The following is a 16941-nucleotide window of genomic DNA, read 5'->3' as shown; positions in this document are numbered from 1 at the left end:
AGGTTGTCTTTGATTCTTCAAAATATTACCAAGCATGTAACTCTTACTCCAGCAGAAGAGCAGCTTTTTTTGTCTAAAATTGAAACGCATCATTTTAAAGCCAAAAGTCTTTTGTTAAATTCAGGACAAGTTTGCAAACATTCTTATTTTGTAGACTCTGGAATTTTGAGAAGTTTCAATATCAGCGATAACATTGTAGAACATGTTTTAAATTTTGCTTGTGAGGGCTGGTGGATTGGTGATATGTACAGCTTAATTTCGCAAAAACCCGGCAATCTTTTTATTGAAGTTTTAGAAGACGCCGAAGTACTCTCGTTATCAAAAGAGAACCAAGAGCAATTGTATGTTGATATTCCGAAGCTCGAACGCTTTTTTAGAATTCTAACCGAAAATTCATTGGTAGCCAACCAAGAACGATTGATGGATAATTTAAGTTTATCAGCAGAAGAGCGCTTTGAAAAATTTTGCAAAAGATATCCTAGCCTAATTCAAAAAGTACCGCAAAAACAAATTGCTTCTTATATTGGCGTAACACCCGAATTCTTTAGCAAGATGAAAAGTCGGTTACTTAAGAAGTAGTATTCAGTCGCAGTTTTCAGTAGCAGTGTGAAAATGAATAAGTACAGTTGCAGTTTGCAGGATGACTGAATACTGCGACTGAAAACTGAAAACTAACTTCTTAATCTACATTAAGTGCCAACTCCGTTCAATGATTGTAAATTTGTATCATAATAATTACTAAATTTATTACATTATGGAAAATACAATCATACATAAAGCAAATACACGTGGTCATGCTGATCACGGTTGGTTGAATGCTTATCATAGTTTTAGTTTCGCCAATTGGTACAACCCTGAAAGAGTTCAGTTTGGCGCACTTCGTGTTCTAAATGATGACACTATTGCAGCCGGAATGGGTTTTGGAACACATCCGCACGATAACATGGAAATTATCACCATTCCTCTTGAGGGCGATTTAGCGCACAAAGACAGCATGGGCAATACCGAGACCATTAAAAGTGGCGATATTCAAGTCATGAGCGCCGGGACTGGAGTAAAACATTCTGAGTTCAATCCGAATGCGGATCAAAGAACAAAATTATTGCAAATTTGGGTTTATCCAAACCAACAAAATGTGGAACCCCGTTACCAGCAAATCACTTTAAACCCTGAAGACCGAAAAAACAAATTGCAACAAATTCTTTCACCAAATGCAGACGATGCCGGTGTTTGGATTCATCAGGATGCTTGGTTTCATTTGGGTAAATTTGACAAAGACTTTTCAGTACCTTACAATTTTAAAAAAGAAGGAAATGGCGTTTATGCCTTTATCCTTTCAGGTACTATAACTATAAACGGACAAGAATTAGAGACTCGAGATGGTTTTGGGATTTGGGACACGAATTCTTTGGATATTAAAGCGACTTCAGATGCGGAATTTTTATTGATGGAAATCCCAATGCAACAATAACAAAATATAATTACCACTGAAATGGTTGAATTAGAATACAACGATAAAAAAGGATACTTTTATGTAATGATTGAGGATAAAATCGAAGCAAAAATGACGTTTGTTTTTGCTGGCGAAAATAAAATCATCATTGATCATACCGAAGTAAACCCGGGCAATAACGGAAAGGGTTTTGGAAAAAAGATGGTAGAAAAAGCAGTCGAATTTGCTCGAGAAAAAGGCATCTCCATTCTTCCTTTATGTCCGTTTGCCAAAAGTGTGTTTGATAAAACACCCGAATTCAGAGACGTCTTGTAATCAGCGCGGAACCGACTAATTATTTAAAATTAAATTATGACAAATTTATTAGAACAAGACATCACCGGTCATATTGGATTACAAAAATATTTATGTACCATTTCATGGAGAAACGGTTCGCTTATTATGGATGAACCGAAAAGTATAGATGGAAATGATCTTGGTCCAGATCCATACTCAATGTTCCTCGCCTCTCTTGCAGGCTGCACTTTGTCGACCTTGCGCATGTATATTGACCGGAAAGGCTGGGTGATCCCCGAAATCAATATTACATTAAATGCTACACAAGAAACTGGGGATGAATTGACAACTACCATCTCCAGAAGTATTACTTTCTCAACAGAAATTACTACAGAACAAAAAGAACGATTACTGATAATTGCAAATAAATGCCCCGTTTCTAAAATTTTGAAAGGAAATATAACCATTAACACCAAATTATAATTATGGATCCTAAAGACATTAAAAAAGAATATACCAATGGTGAAGTTACCGTGGTATGGCAATCAGGAAAATGCATTCACTCAGGCAACTGCGTACGCAATAATCCGGAAGTGTTTCAGCCTAGAGAAAAACCTTGGATTAAAATTGAAGGTTCTTCGACAGAGAAAATTATTGATACGGTAAAAAAATGTCCATCGGGAGCCTTATCATATTACGAGAATAAAAAATAAATATTATTTTGAAAAGAAAAGCGTTGTGGAAATACAGCGCTTTTTTTGTTTGTTGAAATCCCAATCAGTTTCTTTTTAGCCCTGATGGAAGCGGAAATCCTCGCAGAGATTGCAGCGTACAGCAGGAGGAATGCTCATAAGACCAACAAAAGTTGGTGCTCCTAAAAAAAATACTATTTTTGCAGTCGGTTTAATTTCTCTTCATATTGAGAACTTGAAACTTAAACTTTAAACAAAATTTTATGAAAGCATACGTATTTCCAGGTCAAGGCGCACAATTCACAGGAATGGGCAAAGACTTATATGAAAACTCCCCATTAGCAAAGGAATTATTCGAGAAAGCCAATGACATATTAGGTTTTCGCATCACAGATATCATGTTTGAAGGTACGGCCGAGGAATTGAAAGAAACCAAAGTCACACAGCCGGCGGTTTTTTTACATTCGGTGATTTTAGCTAAAACTTTGGAAGATTTCAAACCAGAAATGGTGGCGGGGCATTCTTTGGGAGAATTTTCAGCATTGGTGGCGAATGGTGCTTTATCATTTGAAGATGGATTGCGATTGGTTTCCCAACGTGCTTTGGCGATGCAAAAAGCCTGCGAAATAAAACCTTCGACTATGGCGGCGGTTTTAGGATTAGCAGACAACATCGTGGAAGAAGTTTGCGCTTCGATTGACGGAATCGTGGTCGCTGCCAATTATAACTGCCCGGGACAATTAGTGATTTCAGGAGAAACCACCGCAGTAGAAAAAGCCTGTGAAGCGATGAAAGCCGCTGGCGCAAAAAGAGCTTTGTTATTACCTGTTGGTGGCGCATTTCATTCCCCAATGATGGAGCCGGCAAGAGAAGAACTGGCCGCAGCTATTGAAGCAACTACCTTCTCTACTCCTATTTGCCCAGTGTATCAAAACGTAACGGCAACTGCTGTTTCTGACCCCGCTAAGATTAAGAAAAACCTGATTACACAATTGACAGCTCCAGTAAAATGGACACAATCCGTACAACAAATGATTGTTGATGGCGCCACTTTTTTTACAGAAGTTGGTCCCGGAAAAGTATTAGCTGGATTGATAGGAAAAATTAACAAAGAAGCAGTGACTGCAAACGCATAATTACAGTTTTAATAAATATATGATCCTCATAAGCGAAAGTTGATGGGGATTTTTTTTATATTTGGAAAACATCAGGATAAAACGTTATATTTATTAATCCTCAAACACAACAAAAATGAAAAAAACAATTTTAGCATTAGCTTTTATGGCTGTTGCAATGATTTCTTGCCAAGACAAAACAAAAGATAAAATTGAAGATGCTTCACAAGCCGTAGGAGATGAAGTAGAACAAAAAATGGATACTGTTTCCACAAAAGTTGAAACGGCAATTGATTCCACTCAATCAAAAACAGCTAAAGTTCTTGAAAAAAGTGCCGAAAAACTTGATAATGCGGCGGAAAAATTAAAAGAAGCTGCTAAGAAGTAATTCAAAAAATCCCAAACTATCATCTCGATAATTTGGGATTTTTTTTTATTTTTAAATCTGGAATCTGCCTTCCGCAATTTGAAACCTGAAATCTAACTTCTAATTTTCTGTTCCCACTTCCAGGCGCTTTCCATCGCTTGCTCTAATGTCGATTGCGCTTTCCAGCCCAGTACGGTATTCGCTTTATCCGTATTGGCATAAGCCGAAGTAATATCTCCTTCTCTGCGAGCAACGATTTTGTAAGGCAATTTTTTACCGCTAACTTTTTCGAATGTTTGAATAACTTCCAGTACAGAACTTCCTGTTCCTGTTCCTAAGTTAAAAGTCTCCACTTTGTCAAGATTCTTTTTGTTCAATAGTCTTTGCAAAGCTATAACATGGGCTTTCGCCAAATCTACAACGTGGATATAATCTCTTATACAAGTTCCATCAGGCGTAGGATAATCATCGCCATAAACAGATAATTCTTTGCGCAAACCAAAACCGGTTTGAGTAATAAAAGGCACTAAATTTTGAGGAACTCCAATAGGCAATTCGCCAATTTCAGCTGAAGGATGCGCGCCTATTGGGTTAAAATAACGCAACAAAATGGCACTAATATTAGACACTTTAGCAACATCAGTGATTATTTCTTCTCCTATTTGTTTTGTATTTCCATACGGAGACATCGCGGTTTGAATCGATGCATCCTCAGTAATAGGCATTTTTTCGGCTTGACCGTAAACGGTACAAGAGGAGCTAAAAATAAAGCTTGCTTCGGGTTTTTTTTGTAATTCCTGCAAAACATACACCAATGCATTGATATTGTTTTCATAATACAATAACGGATTTTCAACACTTTCACCAACCGCTTTTGAAGCAGCAAAATGTATTACGCCCGAAATATCGTGATGACGCATGAAAAAATCCTGCACTTTATCCTTCTCGCGTAAATCCAGCTTTTCGAATGCGGGAATTTTTCCGGAAATCGCCTCAATTCCGTCTAATACACTCAAGGAAGTATTAGAAAGATTATCTACAACCAGTACTTCAAACCCTTCGTTTTGTAATTCGACAACGGTATGAGATCCTATAAATCCTAAACCACCTGTTACTACTATTTTCATCTTAATTCTTTGTTGTATATCATAAAAATAGACGCGATAAATCGCATCTCTGGGTTATTTCAAAAATTCCAAAACGCTATCGGTAATGAATTTAATTTGTTCGTCATCCAGTTCGGTATGCATAGGTAAAGAGATTACCTCTTTGACCAATTGATTAGTAACCGGAAAATCTTCTTCTTTATATCTTGCGTCCAAGTATGCTTTTTGCGCATGTAACGGAATCGGGTAATAAATGGCGCATGGAATACCTTTGTCTAACAAATGTTGCATTAAACCATCTCTATCCGCGTTGATAATTCTCAACGTATATTGGTGAAAAACATGACAGTCACAGATGTCGCAAATACTTGGTGCAACAATATTTTCATGTCCTTCAAAAGCAGCAGAATATTTTCTGGCAGCATCTTGTCTGGCTTTATTATATTCATCCAGTAAAGGTAATTTAGCGTTTAAAACTGCTGCCTGAATACTATCTAAACGTGAATTAACCCCCACAACATCATGATGATAACGCTCGTACATTCCGTGATTTACAATTCCGCGAAGTTTGTGTGCCAAGGCATCGTCATTCGTGAAAATTGCTCCACCATCACCATAGCATCCTAAATTTTTAGACGGAAAAAATGATGTTGATCCTACATGTCCTATCGTTCCTGCTTTCTTTTTAGGTCCATTAGAAAAATTACAGTTGGCTCCAATAGCTTGTGCATTATCTTCAATAACATAAAGATTGTGTTCTGCAGCCAAAGCCATAATTGCCTCCATATTTGCAGCACGTCCAAACAAATGAACTGGTACAACTGCTTTGGTTTTTGGAGTAATTGCTCGTTTTATTCCTTCGATAGAAATATTCATATTGACTAAATCCACATCTACCAAAACTGGAGTCAATTGTAACAAAGCAATAACTTCTACAGTTGCGGCAAAGGTAAAATCGGCTGTGATTACCTCATCTCCCGGTTTTAAATCTAATCCCATCATCGCTATTTGCAAAGCATCAGTTCCATTTGCACAAGGAATTACATGCTTTACATCTAGATATTCTTCTAAAGATTTTTGGAATTGATGAACTTCTGGGCCGTTAATATAAGTATTGGTATCTAAAACTTCTTGAATAGAGGCATTTACAGTGGCTGCAATTTTATCATATTGACTTTTTAAGTCAACCATTTGAATTTTTTTCATTGAGATTTTCTTTAAAATTTATCCTTAAACGGAGCAAAGGATGACTTTCTTTCACAGCTTGAAGTTCTGGAACACAACAAACGCTTTCTTGAAACGAAGAACAAAAATAGTTATTTAATGACTTATTACAATGAAAATTATTTAAAGTGATGTAATTTAGCACACAAATTTTTAACGATGCTTTTCCTTTATAATCTATTTGTGATTTTTGTTTCACAAGCCTTGAAATTAGTCGCTCTTTTCAGTCCAAAAATTAAACTTTTTGTGGAAGGCCGAAAAGATGTTTTTGCTACTTTGGAACAAAAAATAAAACCTACCGATAAAACCATTTGGTTTCATGCTGCATCGCTTGGCGAATATGAACAGGGCCTTCCGGTGATTGAAAAAATCAAAGAAAAATATCCTTCCCACAAAATTGTAGTGACATTTTTTTCGCCTTCGGGATATGAAGTTCGCAAAAACAATACGGTTGCGGATGCCACGGTATATTTACCTTTGGACACCAAAAAAAATGCAAAACATTTTTTGGAAATAGTCCATCCTGACCTGGTTTTCTTTATTAAATATGAATATTGGCTGAATTACTTGAATGAACTTAAGGAACTAAACACACCCACTTTTCTGATTTCTGGCATTTTTAGAGAAGATCAAATGTTCTTTAAATGGTATGGTGGATTTTACAGAAAAGCATTAGACACTTTCACTTATTTTTTTGTTCAAAATGAAAACTCGAAGAAATTATTACTGCAATTAGGCAAGACTAACGTAGCCGTTTCTGGCGATACCCGTTTTGACAGAGTTACCGCAATTTTAGAAAAAGACAATACTTTAGATTTTATTTCGCAATTCAAAGACGACACGCTAACCATAGTAGTAGGGAGCTCATGGCCAAAAGATGAAAGTTTATTAGTTGATTTTATCAATTCCAATAAATACAATGTCAAATTTATAATTGCGCCGCACAACATAAAAGAAGAACAAATTCAACAACTAAAAAATAGCATTACTAAAAAAACGGTTCTGTTTAGCGAAAAAAATGACAGAAATCCTTCTGATTATGATGTTTTTATCATTGATACGATCGGGATACTGACAAAAATTTACAGTTATGCTGATATTGCTTATGTTGGTGGAGGTTTTGGAAATCCTGGCGTTCATAATATACTCGAACCGGCCACTTATGGAGTTCCGATAATTATTGGACCAAACTACTCCCATTTTGCTGAAGCAACGGCGCTAGTGAACCTTGAAGGCTGTATTTCCATTTCCAACAAAAAGGAATTAGAAACCACTTTTAGGGACTTAATTCTAATTGAAGTAGAGAGACAAGAAAAAGGTCATATCTGCAGCACTTTTGTACAAATGAACAAAGGAGCCACCGTTATTATCATGAATACTCTTGCAAATTTTGAATTGTAGTAATTTTTTAAGCACATTAAATCATTAAATATCTATTGTATTTCGTTACACTTTGCGCCATAATTGGATAAAAATAGATTATAAAAAAAGCCTGACAAGTATGATTCATTGAAATAACCATGAATATTAAGCAAAATTATCCCCGTGGCATAATAGTTGTTAGTAATGAGAATGTTGGGGTTAAATATTATTTTTTAAAAAAAAAATAAAAAAATATTTTACATATTAAAAAATTTATATCTTTGCCCCGAATTAATAATTAACCTTTTATAATAAAGTAAGATGAAAAAAGTATTTTTAAGTTTAGCTGTAGTTGCTGTTTTAACTGTTGTATCATGTAAAAAAGCTGAAGCTCCTGCTTCTGACGCTGCTGTAGTTGATTCTGCTGCTGTTGTTGTTGACTCTGCTGCTGCTGTAGTTGATTCTGCTGCTGCTGTAGTTGATTCTGCTTCAACTGTTGCTACTGATGCTGCTGCAACTGCTACTAAAGCTGCTGCAACTGCTACTGAAGCTGCAAAAAAATAATTAGAATTCAATTCTAAAAATTTTAAAGCCATCCGCCTAGCGAGATGGCTTTTTTAATTATTTATACTGACGTTTTTAAAGCGCCATATAGATAGAAAAAAGAGAGCAATGGAAAATCCCATTGCTCTCTTTTTTATTAATACATCACGTCGCAAGTAAGCCTAATCATCGAAAATAAAATCATTTACCGAAAAATCTAAAATTTCGGCTATTGATCCATAGCGAACAATTTCATCTATTCCTTTTTGAAGCCTCAATGAAGTGGTATATTTTCTACTGATAGCAAGATGACATCCCTTAAGCATCAATTTAAAATAATACTTGCCATTGGAAGATTTAAACTTTAAAAAATCTGCTGAGTCGACATTCTCTTTTAACTTCTCAATATCTTCCTCACACTCAAACTTAAGTTCGTAACTCAAACTAGTAAAAATAATCTTTCCCTTTCTGGAAGTAAAAACAAATTTATACTCGTCATTAAATCTTTTACTAATTACAAAGGCTCCCATAGGCTTATTTAAAATGAATTACGCCATCAAATTCTAAATGACAACAATTGTTTCCAAACCACATCAAAAAAACGACACAGGCCGCATTTTATTAAGAACTATAAAATCTAAATGGAATTACTATAAAATAAAAAAAGCTCCAAACGTAGTTTGAAGCTTTTCTAGTACTCAGAGCGGCTCCGAAGCTTCGGAGTTGAACCCCTATAAACATTATAATTTATTTTGAATATCTAACAAAATATCCGGATCAACGATCACTTTCTCTAAAAAAACTCTAGACTTCATTCTTTTTAAAAATTTCTCTAATCTATAAGCCTTCTCACTTGATTCGCATTCAAAACTTAAATTCAATTCCCAAGGAATCCCTTTTACGGTATATGAATCATTATAAAACCCCGAATTATGCTCAAGCAATCTTACTTCAACTTTATCTGTTGTTCCAATGTAATACCTATCTAATTTTTTAGAATAAATTATATATATGAAATACATTTAAAATTGTTTTATAAAAAAAGCTCCAAACATAGTTTGAAGCTTTTCTAGTACTCAGAGCGGCTCCGAAGCTTCGGAGTTGAACCCCTTAAACATTATAATTTATTTTGAATATCTAACAAAATATTCGGATCAACTATGACTTTTTCCAAAAAAACCCTAGACTTCATTCTTTTTAAAAACTTCTCTAACTTATAGGCCTTTTCACTTGACTCACATTCAAAACTTAAATTCAATTCCCAAGGAATCCCTTTTACGGTATATGAATCATTATAAAACCCCGAATTATGCTCACGAAATCTTACTTCAACTTTACATGTTGTTCCAATGTAATACCTATCTAATTTTTTAGAATAAATTATATATATGAAATACATTTAAAATTGTTTTATAAAAAAAGCTCCAAACGTAGTTTGAAGCTTTTCTAGTACTCAGAGCGGGACTTGAACCCGCACGAACATTGCTGTTCACTGGATTTTAAGTCCAGCGTGTCTACCAATTTCACCATCCGAGCATTATGTGGTGTGGAGCGAAAAACGGGGCTCGAACCCGCGACCTCGACCTTGGCAAGGTCGCGCTCTACCAACTGAGCTATTTTCGCATTTTCAATTCTTAAAAAGAACCGCGATACTTGTTCTGTATTGCGGATGCAAATTTAGGACATTTATTGAATTACACAAGCCTTTTTTACAAAAAATTTACAGATTAAAGGTAACATTCTGATAACGTAAACTTTAAAACGAAAGAAATTATTTTCTGGTCAACATTCTTTTAATTTCATTGAGTTTCATCAATGCTTCCATGGGAGTTATGGTATTTATATCCAAATTTAAAATCTCTTCTTTGATTTCTTCCAATAAAGGATCATCCAGATTAAAGAAACTCATTTGCATCTCATCCTTCGCAGATTTAATTCCGTTTAGTGCATCGCTTGAATGGTTCTTCTCGAGCTTTTTTAATAGTTTTTGAGCCTTCAAAATCACTATCTGCGGCATTCCAGCCATTTTCGCCACATGTATTCCAAAACTATGCGCACTGCCTCCTTTTACTAATTTTCGAATAAAAAGTACCGTATCTTTCAATTCTTTCACAGAAACATTATAATTTTGTATTCTCGGCAACGACTCACTCATTTCATTCAGCTCATGGTAATGGGTCGCGAATAAGGTTTTTGGCTTTGAAGGATGCTCATGCAAGAATTCCGCAATCGCCCACGCAATGGAAATCCCATCATAAGTACTGGTTCCCCTGCCTATTTCATCTAATAGCACCAAACTTCTGTCTGAAATATTATTCAAGATGGAAGCTGTTTCGTTCATTTCGACCATAAAAGTGGATTCGCCCATCGAAATATTATCGCTGGCTCCTACTCTGGTGAATATTTTATCGATAATTCCCATTCTCAAGCTATCCGCAGGAACAAAGCTTCCCATCTGAGCCAATAGTACAATCAAAGCGGTTTGGCGCAAAATAGCCGACTTACCAGACATATTGGGACCCGTAATCATTATCAATTGCTGCGTCTCTCTATCTAAGAAAACATCATTGGCGATATATGGCATTCCAACAGGTAATTGTTTTTCGATAACGGGATGTCTTCCATTTTTGATTTCTAATTCAAATGTTTCGTCTAATTCCGGACAAACATATTTATTTTCGATTGCCAATTGGGTGAAAGAACACAAACAATCCAGCTGTGCAACTAAATTGGCATTCATTTGCACCGGTTTTATGTATGTAGCGATCCAAGCGACTAATTGTTCGAATAACTCTACTTCAATTTTATGGATTTTTTCCTCGGCTCCCAGGATTTTTGTTTCGTATTCTTTTAATTCTTCGGTAATGTAACGCTCTGCATTCACTAAAGTTTGCTTACGAATCCATTCCGCGGGAACTTTATCTTTGTGTAAATTCCTGACTTCGATATAATATCCAAAAACATTATTAAAGGAAATCTTCAAAGAAGAAATTCCCGTTAATTGTGATTCTCGTTTTTCAATTCCTTCCAAGAATTCTTTTCCGGAAGTTGATATCGCTCGTAAATCATCCAATTCGGCACTAATTCCTTTCGCAATTGCATTTCCTTTGGCGACAGCCACCGGAGCATCTTGATTTAGAGTCGTCTTTATTTTTTCGCGCAGTAAATCACAACTGTGAAAACTGTCGCCAATTACTTTTACGGCTTCCTGAGGACTTTGCAACGCCAAAGTCTTTATTGGAATAATGGCGTCCAATGATTCTTTTAAATACACTACCTCGCGAGGTGACACTTTCCCCGCAGCAATTTTGGAAATCAAACGCTCCAAATCTGAAATTTGCTTGATTTGCTGCTGAATATTTTTTAATACGTCCTGATTTTCTTTTAAATAAGAAACCACCTGATGACGACTTCGTATTTTATGACTGTCTTTCAAAGGCAAAGCCAACCATCGTTTCAGCAGACGACCGCCCATTGGTGAAAGCGTTTTATCAATAACATCGAGCAAGGTAACCGCATTTGGATTATAACTATGATACAATTCAAGATTGCGAATGGTAAATCGGTCCATCCAGACGTAAGCATCTTCAGCAATACGTTGAATGGCAGTGATATGTTGTACTCTATTGTGTTGTGTTTCGGACAAATAATACAAAATAGCTCCGGAAGCAATAATTCCTTCTTTCAATTCTTCGATTCCAAAACCTTTCAGAGAAACCGTTTGAAAATGTTTAGTTAAGATTTCAAAAGCATAATCTTCCTTATAAATCCAATCTTCCAGATAAAAACTATGATAATCCTCCCCAAAAATTTCGCGGAAATCATTTTTGTTGTTTTTTGGAATCAGAACCTCACTTGGATTAAAATTCTGCAAGAGTTTATCGATATATTCTGCATTTCCTTGGGCAGTAAGAAATTCACCCGTGGACACATCCAAAAAGGAAATTCCAATAGATTTATTGGCAAAAAAAATGGATGCCAAAAAATTATTTGTTTTTGACTGCAAAACCTCATCATTCATGGAAACTCCTGGAGTTACCAGTTCGGTCACGCCACGTTTCACAATGGTTTTAGTCATTTTTGGATCTTCGAGCTGATCACAAATTGCTACACGGAGTCCTGCTTTGACTAATTTTGGCAAATATGTATTTATAGAATGATGCGGAAATCCTGCCAAAGCTGTTTCCGTTTCAGAACCTGCGCCGCGCTTTGTTAAGGTTATACCAAGAATCTTAGACGCGCGTACCGCATCTTCCCCAAAAGTCTCATAAAAATCTCCTACTCGAAACAACAAACACGCATCAGGATATTTCCTTTTGATCTCGTTGTATTGCTTCATTAATGGCGTTTCTTTAACCGGTTTATCTTTAGATGCCAACTTATTTTATATTTAAAAAATGAAAAAAAATCTATCAGCGAATTTATATATTTAAAGCCAATTATTAAGACTCCAAAAAAATTAAATATTTTTAAGCAAAAATTAAGTCATTGGCATGATTTTTTCTTTAAATTTGTTTAACTAATTAAAAAATAAAGAAAATGAAAAAAATAGTTACACTAGCATTATTACTAGTATTAGGAGTTACAGCTTCTAACGCGCAAGAGACATCAAAAGTTTCTAAGAAGATGAAAGTTAAAACAACTAAGGTTTCCACTCCAAAAGTTGACGGAGCAGGAATGGTTTTTGTAACTGAAACTATCGATTATGGTACAGTAGCACATAATGCTGACGGGAAACGTGAATTTGTTTTTACTAATAACGGAAACAAACCATTAATCATCACTAATACTCAAGGTTCATGTGGATGTACAGTTCCGACAACGCCAAAAGAACCGATTGCTCCTGGCGCAAAAGGTGTTATTGGTGTGAAATATGCAACTGACAGAGTAGGGCCATTCACTAAAACAGTGACAGTAACCTCAAATGCGACTGGGCAAGCAAATAAAACACTTACCATTAAAGGGACCGTTTTAGGAGATGATGCACCGAAAAGCTAATTTTTAAAAACAATAAAAAAAAAGCTCCCGCCAAGACGGGAGCTTTTTTTTGGACACAAATCCCAAAAAAAATATGAGAAAGCTTGAAAACAGCGAATTGGAAAGAAAATCAATTGAGGCGTTTAAAGAATCTAAAAAGACACCTATTATCTTAGTGCTGGATGACATTAGAAGTCTACATAATATTGGCTCGGTTTTTAGAACAGCCGATGCCTTTTTGATAGAAAAAATATATCTCTGTGGTATTACTGCTACTCCACCAAACAAAGAAATCCATAAAACAGCACTTGGAGCCACTGAAACTGTTTCATGGGAACATAATGACAATGTAATTGAAGTCATTGAAAAATTAAAAAAAGAAAATGTAACGACACTTGCTATAGAACAAGTGGAAAGTGCCGTTTTTCTCCAAGATTTTAAAGTCGAAAAAGACAAAAAATACGCCTTAGTTTTTGGAAACGAAGTGTATGGAGTATCTCAAGAAGCAGTTGCTGTTTGTGATGGTTCAATTGAAATTCCACAATTAGGAACCAAACATTCTTTGAACATTTCAGTAAGCGCAGGCATTGTCGTTTGGGATTTATTTTCTAAAATAAATTGGAATCGATAAACTTGACCATTTAGTTTTTTACAAAAAAGAATTAACCATCGTCATTTATTTCGCATATTTCTTAACTATTTTTACAAAATCGTTTTGAGAAATCGATTTTGTATGAAAAAAATATATTTTATTCTTTTATTATTTTTTAGTTTTTGCGGGTTTGCTCAATATACTGTAATTCCAGATGTGAATTTCGAAAAAGCACTTATCGATATGGGAATTGACAGTGGCACGCCTGACGGAAAGGTGACTACAGCTACTATTAGCATCCTTACTAGTTTAGATGTTTCTAATAAAAATATTTCTAATTTAACTGGAATTCAGGATTTTTTGGCATTAAGTAAATTGAATTGTTTTAATAATCAGCTAACTAGTTTGGATATTACGAACAACACTTCTTTGACCTATTTATCTTGTTGGAATAATCAATTAACCAGTTTAGACGTCACTAAAAATACTTTTTTGACTTATCTAGATTGTAATAATAATAAATTTACAAGCATTAATGTTACGCTAAATACTGGTTTGACAACTCTATATTGTAATGATAATAAATTAACCAGTTTTAATGTTACGCTAAATACTGCTTTAACTAATTTAGGTTGTAATTCAAATCAATTAACCAGTTTAGATGTTACTAAAAATATTTCTTTAACTTCTTTAGTTTGTACTAATAATCAATTAACTAGTTTGAATGTTATTAAAAATACGTCTTTGACTTATTTAGCTTGTTCTTTTAATGAACTAACTAGTTTAGATGTTACTAAAAATACGTATTTAAAGGAATTATATTGTACTAAAAACCAATTAACTGCTTTGGATATTACAAAGAATACTTCTTTAACAGCTTTAACTTGTTGGAACAATCAATTAAATAGTTTAGATGTTTCTAAAAACATTTCTTTAATTCTTTTGTATTGTGATAATAATCAGATAACTAGTTTAGATGTCTCAAAAAACACTTCGTTGACTAATTTTGCTTGTACTAATAATCAATTAACCAGCCTTAATTTAAAAAACGGAAACAATACAAATATTAATACTCTCTCTTTTAACTTAATCTCTAACCCCAACCTAACCTGCATATTAGTAGATAGTACGCCTTATTCCAACACGAACTGGTTATCATACAAAGATGCCACAGCTAGTTATTCTGATTCCTGTAGCGCTATAACAATTCCAACCAGTAATTCCGCCCCAAAAATTACAGCTAGCGGTAATCAAATTTATTGCTCTGGAACCTCATTAAAAATCGTGACGGACGTAACGATAACTGATTCTGATGACACTAGTACTGATGCCATTTACATTCAAATCTCTTCGGGTTATGTAAACGGGCAAGATATTTTATCACTTACAGGATTGCACCCTACCATTACTTCGAGTTGGGATCCTACAACAGCAAAGCTAAAATTATACAGCCCAATTAATATTCAAGTATCCTATGCGGACTTTGTCGCTGCCATAAAAGATGTTGAATTTAAAAATTCTTCTGCCACTCCATCTGGAACACGAAATTTTTCGATTAGCATTGACCAGGCTAATTATTTACCATCAAATGGACATTACTACGAATATGTTTCCAGTCCGGGGATATCTTGGACAAATGCAAAAAACGCTGCCGCTCTAAAAAATTATTATGGTTTCCAAGGTTATTTAGCCACAATTACCGCTGCCGATGAAGCGCAACTTTGCGGAGCACAAGCGTCCGGAAATGGTTGGATTGGAGGAAGCGATATACAAACTCAAGGAGTATGGAAATGGATGACTGGTCCGGAAATCGGGACTGTTTTCTGGAATGGAGGAGTAAATGGTTCGTCACCAACATATGCAAATTGGAATACCGGCGAACCTAATAATAGTAATAACATTGAACATTATGCTCATGTTAAGGCTTCAGGAGTTCCTGGAAAACCCGGTTCGTGGAATGATCTTCAATTAAATGGAGATGCAACAGGAAATTACCAATCTAAAGGTTATATCGTGGAGTATGGTGGGATGCCCGGAGATCCTATTCTTAATATTTCAGCAAGTACCACCATCACCATACCTAAAATAACGAGTACAACTCCCGCACAAAGGTGCGGTTCAGGAAGCGTGACGCTTACAGCCACAGCTTCCGATGGGAGTGTTAACTGGTATGCAAATGCAAGTGGAGGAAACTCTATAGCTACAGGAAACACGTACACAACGCCAGTTTTAACTACAACCACAACCTATTATGTTGATGCGGGATGCTCCAGTCGGACACCAGTCACGGCAACAATTAACGCTCCTCCTGCAATAACTTCAACCAATACACCCGTATCAAGATGCGGTTCAGGACCGGTAACCCTCCAAGCAACTGCTGATGCAGGAATCATCAATTGGTATTTGACACCAACAGGCGGTACCATTGAAGGAACTGGGTCAAGTTTTACAATTCCAAATATCTCAACGGGCACCACTTATTATGCGGAAGCCAACAATAATGGCTGCATTTCGCCGAATCGAAAACCTATAGAGATAAAAGTTTATACCTCTCCTATTGTCAAGGATGAAGAAGTGACAAAATGTAAATCAAGCGATTTAACATTAGACGCTTTACTTCCAAATATGTCCTATTTATGGTCGACTGGAGAAACAACTAAACAAATTGTTGTTAAGACTCTGGGAACTTATACTGTAGACATAATAAGTCCATTTCCTGAAAAATGCACAAGCCGAAAAAAAATCACCGTGATAGAACACGACATTCCAGAGATAAATTATGTGAACGTAAATGAAACGACAGTGGCGATTTATTTGAAGAATCCACAGAATTATTTTGAATACTCAGTCGATGGAATTGATTACCAAAGTTCAAATGTATTTTTTAATGTGCCAAGTGGTCTACAAACCGCTTATGTGAGAGAAACGAGTTTCTGTAGTTATGACACCCAGAATTTTATTATTCTAATAACGCCAAAGTTTTTCACCCCGAATAATGACACATATAATGATGTATGGGAAGTAAAAGGGTTAATTAATTACCCCAAAGCCGACGTATCTATTTTTGATCGATATGGAAATTTAATTACAAAACTGAATGCTTCCAAACTGACTTGGGACGGAACATATAATGGTAGTCCACTACCGGCAACTGATTATTGGTACATATTGAAAATTGATCCTTCAAGTCTTGAAAAAACAGGGCATTTTTCGCTAAAACGATAATTATAAAAA

At 35.4% G+C, this 16941-nt stretch carries 18 protein-coding genes and 2 tRNA genes; 12 read left to right on the top strand and 8 right to left on the bottom strand.

Going from position 1 to position 16941, the window contains the following annotated elements; translation table 11 throughout:
- Nucleotides 1–3 precede the first annotated feature (3 nt).
- The 7 genes from IWX84_RS05530 (at nt 4) to IWX84_RS05500 (ending at nt 3924) form a co-directional block, all read left to right on the top strand.
- Nucleotides 4–579 carry a Crp/Fnr family transcriptional regulator gene (locus IWX84_RS05530; RefSeq protein ID WP_196849755.1) on the top strand — a complete coding sequence of 192 codons (576 nt, stop codon included), beginning with the start codon at nt 4–6 and terminating at the stop codon, nt 577–579.
- 175 nt (nt 580–754) lie between these two features.
- On the top strand, nt 755–1471 hold the full coding sequence (locus IWX84_RS05525; RefSeq protein WP_196849754.1) for a pirin family protein: 717 nt from the start codon (nt 755–757) through the stop codon (nt 1469–1471).
- A gap of 21 nt (nt 1472–1492) precedes the next feature.
- Nucleotides 1493–1768 carry a GNAT family N-acetyltransferase gene (locus IWX84_RS05520; protein ID WP_196849753.1) on the top strand — a complete coding sequence of 92 codons (276 nt, stop codon included), beginning with the start codon at nt 1493–1495 and terminating at the stop codon, nt 1766–1768.
- Between the two features lie 36 nt (nt 1769–1804).
- The gene (locus tag IWX84_RS05515; RefSeq protein ID WP_196849752.1) at nt 1805–2212 is read left to right on the top strand and encodes an OsmC family protein; all 408 of its coding nucleotides are present in this window, start codon (nt 1805–1807) and stop codon (nt 2210–2212) included.
- Nucleotides 2213–2214: 2 nt separating this feature from the next.
- Nucleotides 2215–2442 carry a (4Fe-4S)-binding protein gene (locus IWX84_RS05510; protein WP_196849751.1) on the top strand — a complete coding sequence of 76 codons (228 nt, stop codon included), beginning with the start codon at nt 2215–2217 and terminating at the stop codon, nt 2440–2442.
- A 242-nt stretch (nt 2443–2684) separates the two neighbouring features.
- Nucleotides 2685–3557, top strand: coding sequence for an ACP S-malonyltransferase (gene fabD, locus IWX84_RS05505; protein ID WP_196849750.1), 873 nt, complete (start codon nt 2685–2687; stop codon nt 3555–3557).
- A 115-nt stretch (nt 3558–3672) separates the two neighbouring features.
- On the top strand, nt 3673–3924 hold the full coding sequence (locus tag IWX84_RS05500; RefSeq protein ID WP_196849749.1) for a hypothetical protein: 252 nt from the start codon (nt 3673–3675) through the stop codon (nt 3922–3924).
- Between the two features lie 92 nt (nt 3925–4016).
- Here IWX84_RS05500 and galE read toward each other — a convergent pair whose 3' ends face one another.
- Both galE and IWX84_RS05490 read right to left on the bottom strand, forming a co-directional pair.
- Complete coding sequence (gene galE / locus IWX84_RS05495; RefSeq protein ID WP_196849748.1) at nt 4017–5030, bottom strand: UDP-glucose 4-epimerase GalE; 1014 nt, start codon at nt 5028–5030, stop codon at nt 4017–4019.
- Nucleotides 5031–5084: 54 nt separating this feature from the next.
- Nucleotides 5085–6215, bottom strand: coding sequence for a DegT/DnrJ/EryC1/StrS family aminotransferase (locus tag IWX84_RS05490; RefSeq protein WP_196849747.1), 1131 nt, complete (start codon nt 6213–6215; stop codon nt 5085–5087).
- Between the two features lie 177 nt (nt 6216–6392).
- Here IWX84_RS05490 and IWX84_RS05485 point away from each other — a divergent pair, with 177 nt between their 5' ends.
- Nucleotides 6393–7634, top strand: a complete 1242-nt coding sequence (locus IWX84_RS05485; RefSeq protein WP_196849746.1) for a 3-deoxy-D-manno-octulosonic acid transferase — start codon at nt 6393–6395, stop codon at nt 7632–7634.
- Nucleotides 7635–7916: 282 nt separating this feature from the next.
- A complete protein-coding gene (locus IWX84_RS05480) occupies nt 7917–8159 on the top strand; it encodes a hypothetical protein (protein WP_196849745.1) in 243 nt (80 codons plus the stop codon).
- 161 nt (nt 8160–8320) lie between these two features.
- On the opposite strand, the gene IWX84_RS05475 is transcribed toward IWX84_RS05480, so the two are convergent.
- The 6 genes from IWX84_RS05475 to mutS form a co-directional block, all read right to left on the bottom strand.
- On the bottom strand, nt 8321–8668 hold the full coding sequence (locus IWX84_RS05475) for a DUF1508 domain-containing protein (RefSeq protein WP_196849744.1): 348 nt from the start codon (nt 8666–8668) through the stop codon (nt 8321–8323).
- A 210-nt stretch (nt 8669–8878) separates the two neighbouring features.
- Nucleotides 8879–9160, bottom strand: a complete 282-nt coding sequence (locus IWX84_RS05470; RefSeq protein WP_196849743.1) for a GIY-YIG nuclease family protein — start codon at nt 9158–9160, stop codon at nt 8879–8881.
- Between the two features lie 95 nt (nt 9161–9255).
- Nucleotides 9256–9537: a GIY-YIG nuclease family protein gene (locus tag IWX84_RS15540; RefSeq protein WP_196849742.1), complete on the bottom strand. Its 282-nt coding sequence runs from the start codon at nt 9535–9537 to the stop codon at nt 9256–9258.
- 51 nt (nt 9538–9588) lie between these two features.
- Nucleotides 9589–9674 (bottom strand) — tRNA-Leu (locus IWX84_RS05460).
- Between the two features lie 11 nt (nt 9675–9685).
- Nucleotides 9686–9761: transfer RNA gene (locus IWX84_RS05455), tRNA-Gly, on the bottom strand.
- A gap of 148 nt (nt 9762–9909) precedes the next feature.
- On the bottom strand, nt 9910–12516 hold the full coding sequence (gene mutS, locus IWX84_RS05450) for a DNA mismatch repair protein MutS (RefSeq protein WP_196849741.1): 2607 nt from the start codon (nt 12514–12516) through the stop codon (nt 9910–9912).
- A gap of 161 nt (nt 12517–12677) precedes the next feature.
- Here mutS and IWX84_RS05445 point away from each other — a divergent pair, with 161 nt between their 5' ends.
- From IWX84_RS05445 to IWX84_RS05435, 3 genes are all read left to right on the top strand, one after another.
- The gene (locus IWX84_RS05445; RefSeq protein ID WP_196849740.1) at nt 12678–13136 is read left to right on the top strand and encodes a DUF1573 domain-containing protein; all 459 of its coding nucleotides are present in this window, start codon (nt 12678–12680) and stop codon (nt 13134–13136) included.
- 73 nt (nt 13137–13209) lie between these two features.
- Entirely contained in the window at nt 13210–13746 is a 537-nt protein-coding gene (locus IWX84_RS05440) for an RNA methyltransferase (protein WP_196849739.1), read from the top strand.
- Nucleotides 13747–13848: 102 nt separating this feature from the next.
- A complete protein-coding gene (locus IWX84_RS05435; RefSeq protein WP_231385422.1) occupies nt 13849–16932 on the top strand; it encodes a T9SS type B sorting domain-containing protein in 3084 nt (1027 codons plus the stop codon).
- The last annotated feature ends 9 nt before the right edge of the window (nt 16933–16941 follow it).

The organism is Flavobacterium sp. CG_9.10 (assembly GCF_015752245.1).
Lineage (GTDB): Bacteria > Bacteroidota > Bacteroidia > Flavobacteriales > Flavobacteriaceae > Flavobacterium.
The sequence above is the reverse complement of the archived record's forward strand: the minus strand, read 5'-3'. Positions and strand labels throughout refer to the sequence as shown.

Excerpts from the sequence above, each read along its gene's own strand:
- IWX84_RS05525 (WP_196849754.1), top strand. The coding sequence starts at position 755 with ATGGAAAATACAATCATACATAAAGCAAATACACGTGGTCATGCTGAT.
- IWX84_RS05520 (WP_196849753.1), top strand. The coding sequence starts at position 1,493 with ATGGTTGAATTAGAATACAACGATAAAAAAGGATACTTTTATGTAATG.
- IWX84_RS05515 (WP_196849752.1), top strand. The coding sequence starts at position 1,805 with ATGACAAATTTATTAGAACAAGACATCACCGGTCATATTGGATTACAA.
- IWX84_RS05510 (WP_196849751.1), top strand. The coding sequence starts at position 2,215 with ATGGATCCTAAAGACATTAAAAAAGAATATACCAATGGTGAAGTTACC.
- fabD (WP_196849750.1), top strand. The coding sequence starts at position 2,685 with ATGAAAGCATACGTATTTCCAGGTCAAGGCGCACAATTCACAGGAATG.
- IWX84_RS05500 (WP_196849749.1), top strand. The coding sequence starts at position 3,673 with ATGAAAAAAACAATTTTAGCATTAGCTTTTATGGCTGTTGCAATGATT.
- galE (WP_196849748.1), bottom strand. The coding sequence starts at position 5,030 with ATGAAAATAGTAGTAACAGGTGGTTTAGGATTTATAGGATCTCATACC.
- IWX84_RS05490 (WP_196849747.1), bottom strand. The coding sequence starts at position 6,215 with ATGAAAAAAATTCAAATGGTTGACTTAAAAAGTCAATATGATAAAATT.
- IWX84_RS05485 (WP_196849746.1), top strand. The coding sequence starts at position 6,393 with ATGCTTTTCCTTTATAATCTATTTGTGATTTTTGTTTCACAAGCCTTG.
- IWX84_RS05480 (WP_196849745.1), top strand. The coding sequence starts at position 7,917 with ATGAAAAAAGTATTTTTAAGTTTAGCTGTAGTTGCTGTTTTAACTGTT.
- IWX84_RS05475 (WP_196849744.1), bottom strand. The coding sequence starts at position 8,668 with ATGGGAGCCTTTGTAATTAGTAAAAGATTTAATGACGAGTATAAATTT.
- IWX84_RS05470 (WP_196849743.1), bottom strand. The coding sequence starts at position 9,160 with ATGTATTTCATATATATAATTTATTCTAAAAAATTAGATAGGTATTAC.
- IWX84_RS15540 (WP_196849742.1), bottom strand. The coding sequence starts at position 9,537 with ATGTATTTCATATATATAATTTATTCTAAAAAATTAGATAGGTATTAC.
- IWX84_RS05445 (WP_196849740.1), top strand. The coding sequence starts at position 12,678 with ATGAAAAAAATAGTTACACTAGCATTATTACTAGTATTAGGAGTTACA.
- IWX84_RS05440 (WP_196849739.1), top strand. The coding sequence starts at position 13,210 with ATGAGAAAGCTTGAAAACAGCGAATTGGAAAGAAAATCAATTGAGGCG.
- IWX84_RS05435 (WP_231385422.1), top strand. The coding sequence starts at position 13,849 with ATGAAAAAAATATATTTTATTCTTTTATTATTTTTTAGTTTTTGCGGG.